The organism is Polynucleobacter sp. 39-46-10, assembly GCF_002282275.1.
Genome location: NZ_NCJB01000283.1, coordinates 1 through 3,010 on the forward strand (window position 1 = coordinate 1; position 3,010 = coordinate 3,010).

The following is a 3,010-nucleotide window of genomic DNA, read 5'->3' on the forward strand; positions in this document are numbered from 1 at the left end:
TAGCCCATGGAGAATGGGGGTCTAGAGCCTGATTGCTTGCTGGCGCTTGAGCTAATGCAGTGTACAAACGAACTAAGCCTGAGCGCGCCTCTTCAAGCTGAGCATCGCTATAGTTAATGGGGCTGCGATAGTGGGCACGCAACATGAAGAAACGCAAGACCTCAGGGTCAAAATTCTTCAAGACATCACGAATCAAGAAAAAATTACCCAAGGACTTGGACATTTTTTCTTCATTCACGCGAATGTGTCCGTTGTGCATCCAGTAATTTACAAAAGGTTTATCGCTAGCCTGATGGTCTTGGCCATACAAAGCTCCCTCGCTCTGAGCGATCTCGTTCTCATGATGAGGAAATTGCAAATCAGCACCACCACCATGAATATCAAAATGCTCACCTAGTAAATCGCAGGACATAGCAGAACACTCAATATGCCATCCGGGACGACCTTCACCCCACGGTGATTTCCAGCGAGTATCCGCAGGCTCTTCCGGCTTAGCACTTTTCCATAAAACAAAATCCAAGGGATCCCGTTTGCCACCACCAACAGCGACACGCTCACCCGCATTTAATTCATCTAAAGATTTACCGGAGAGACGACCGTACTCAGGGAATAAGCGAACAGCAAAATTGACATCGCCATCCTCGCCTTGATAGGCCAATTCTTTTTCTATCAAACGCCCAATCATGCCCTGCATTTGGCTTATGTAATCTGTTGCGCGGGGCTCGTGATCTGGATGCATTAAGCCCAACTCATCGGAGTCAGCATGCATTGCATCAATAAAACGCTGGGTCAGCGCCGCAATGGGCTCACCATTCTCAATGGCGCGATTAATGATCTTGTCATCGATATCAGTGATATTGCGAACGTAAACCACTTCGTAGCCACTAGCCCGCAACCAGCGCACCACCATATCAAACACAATCATCACCCGGGCATGCCCAATATGGCAAAAGTCATATACGGTCATTCCACAGACATACATCTTCACCTTACCCGGCTCGATGGGTACAAAGGCCTGTTTAGAGCGACTGAGGGTGTTATAGATTTGCAGCATAGGGGCTATAAAGGTGGGCAAGTAGCGCCAATTTGTTAGACTGAGCGCTGAGTATATCGAATGAGCCCGTTTTTCACCCCGCCCCCTATGCCAGTTAACCTTTTTTCACCACGTCCGGCCCAATTGGCTGGCTTGAGCTCTATTTTTGCTGTTTTATTACTGGCTGGTTGCAGCACGCCAGGCCAACAACTGGCTGATGCTGAAATTAAGGCTCTTAATGCCGCCTCAGCCGGCGCTCCTCAAGGCACCCAAGCCCCCTATTTAGGCTCCTATGGCCCCAATGACCCACCAAGATTGGCCGGCAATGACGCTGGGTACGATCAATTTAATTCCGAGCTTTCAGACTCCGTAGCCGTTCCTTTTCTATCGTTTTTGATTATTGAGCCAGATCCAGTCACTAAAAATGGGGTTCCATCCGATATTGAAAAATTGGTCAAAGCCAAAAAATATCCAGAAGCCATCGAACTGATTAACGAGCGTCTCAAGAAAACCCCAGGTAACGTGCAGTTACGTTATGTCAAAGCGCGCATGCAGATTGAAATGCGTCAGTGGGATTCAGCCAAGAAGACATTAATTGAAATTACCCAACAATTTCCAGAGTTGCCAGAGCCCTATAACAACCTAGCTGCACTTGCTGCTAATCAGGGCAATTGGATTGAGGCTAGGGATTACTTAGAGCTTGCTCTGAAATTACGCCCTAGCTATACCGTAGCTGCAGCCAACTTAGGTGAGGTCTACATTCGCCTTGCGGCACAGTCCTACGACAATGCAGCGAAAGATGCTGTTCTCAATCAGCGCCAATACAGCAATCGTGCAAAAGCACTCATGGAAATACTAAAGCCGCCCAAGAAAAGGGCTGCCCCAACAGCACCAGCAATCGCCCCGATATCACCTAGTTCAAACTAATTTTTATACTTTTTTATCTACTAACTCATCAGAAAGTTAATACACCATGGCCAAAGTTCTACTCAAAACAAATCAGGGTGATATCACCCTCACCTTAGATGCTGCTAAAGCACCAAAGACCGTTGCCAATTTTTTAGAGTACGTCAAAAGCGGTCACTACGATGGCACGATTTTCCATCGCGTCATTGATAACTTCATGATTCAAGGTGGAGGCATGACTGCTGGCCTGAAAGAAAAATCTTCTGGCGCCCAAATTGAGAATGAAGCAAACAATGGTCTTAAGAACGATCGTGGCACAGTAGCCATGGCACGTACTAGCGATCCACACTCTGCGACAGCCCAATTTTTCATTAACGTAAATGACAATGACTTCTTGAATCACACTTCACCAAGTGCTCAAGGCTGGGGTTATGCCGTTTTTGGCAAGGTTACTGATGGCCTAGATGTGGTTGATACGATTCGTAAAGTAAAGACTGGTAATTCCGGCTTTCATCAAGATGTTCCTAAAGAAGATGTTGTTATTGAAAAGGCAAGCGTTCTCGAGGAATGATCCCGCAATACGCGAGCGCGTTATTCATTTCTGATTTACATCTCACGCCGTCAATGCCCTTGACGGCGCAACGATTTTTTGATTTTTGTGAAAAGGATGCCCCTAAGGTAGAGGCTGTATTTATCCTGGGTGACTTATTTGAGTATTGGGTTGGAGATGATGCTGCCCAGCACTCTCCTTTTCAACAAGAGGTGAAACATGCACTTGCAACACTCTCGACTAAAGTGAAAACGTATTATCTTCACGGTAATCGAGATTTTTTAGTTGGAAAGCATTTCTTAAGCAAGACGGGCATGACCTTCATGCCCGATCCAAGCAAGATCAACATTGCTGGATCTGAATATGTTCTTTGTCATGGCGATTCTCTTTGCACAGCAGATATTGGTTATCAAGTGTTTCGTGGTTGGGTTCGCAAAGCTTGGATTCAAAAATTATTCTTGAAATTGCCTTTGAAATGGCGTCGTTCGATTGCAAATCATCTGCGAAACAATAGTGGCGTG

The 3,010-nt window shown here is 46.1% G+C and carries 4 protein-coding genes; 3 read left to right on the forward strand and 1 reads right to left on the reverse strand.

The window, feature by feature from the left end:
- Positions 1-1,054 (reverse strand): cysteine--tRNA ligase (cysS, locus tag B7X71_RS14395; protein ID WP_293601126.1); only part of this gene is annotated, 1,054 nt, incomplete at its 3' end.
- 87 nt (positions 1,055-1,141) lie between these two features.
- Here cysS and B7X71_RS14400 point away from each other — a divergent pair.
- The 3 genes from B7X71_RS14400 to B7X71_RS14410 all read left to right on the forward strand — a co-directional run.
- Entirely contained in the window at positions 1,142-1,960 is an 819-nt protein-coding gene (locus tag B7X71_RS14400; protein WP_293601128.1) for a tetratricopeptide repeat protein, read from the forward strand.
- A gap of 46 nt (positions 1,961-2,006) precedes the next feature.
- On the forward strand, positions 2,007-2,510 hold the full coding sequence (locus tag B7X71_RS14405; RefSeq protein ID WP_215303510.1) for a peptidylprolyl isomerase: 504 nt from the start codon (positions 2,007-2,009) through the stop codon (positions 2,508-2,510).
- A partial coding sequence (locus tag B7X71_RS14410) for a UDP-2,3-diacylglucosamine diphosphatase (protein WP_293601131.1) occupies positions 2,507-3,010 on the forward strand: 504 nt, incomplete at its 3' end. The genes B7X71_RS14405 and B7X71_RS14410, both read left to right, overlap by 4 nt.

Bases quoted from the DNA above. Each gene is read 5' to 3' on its own strand.
- B7X71_RS14400 (WP_293601128.1), top strand. From the start codon at position 1,142: ATGCCAGTTAACCTTTTTTCACCACGTCCGGCCCAATTGGCTGGCTTG.
- B7X71_RS14405 (WP_215303510.1), top strand. From the start codon at position 2,007: ATGGCCAAAGTTCTACTCAAAACAAATCAGGGTGATATCACCCTCACC.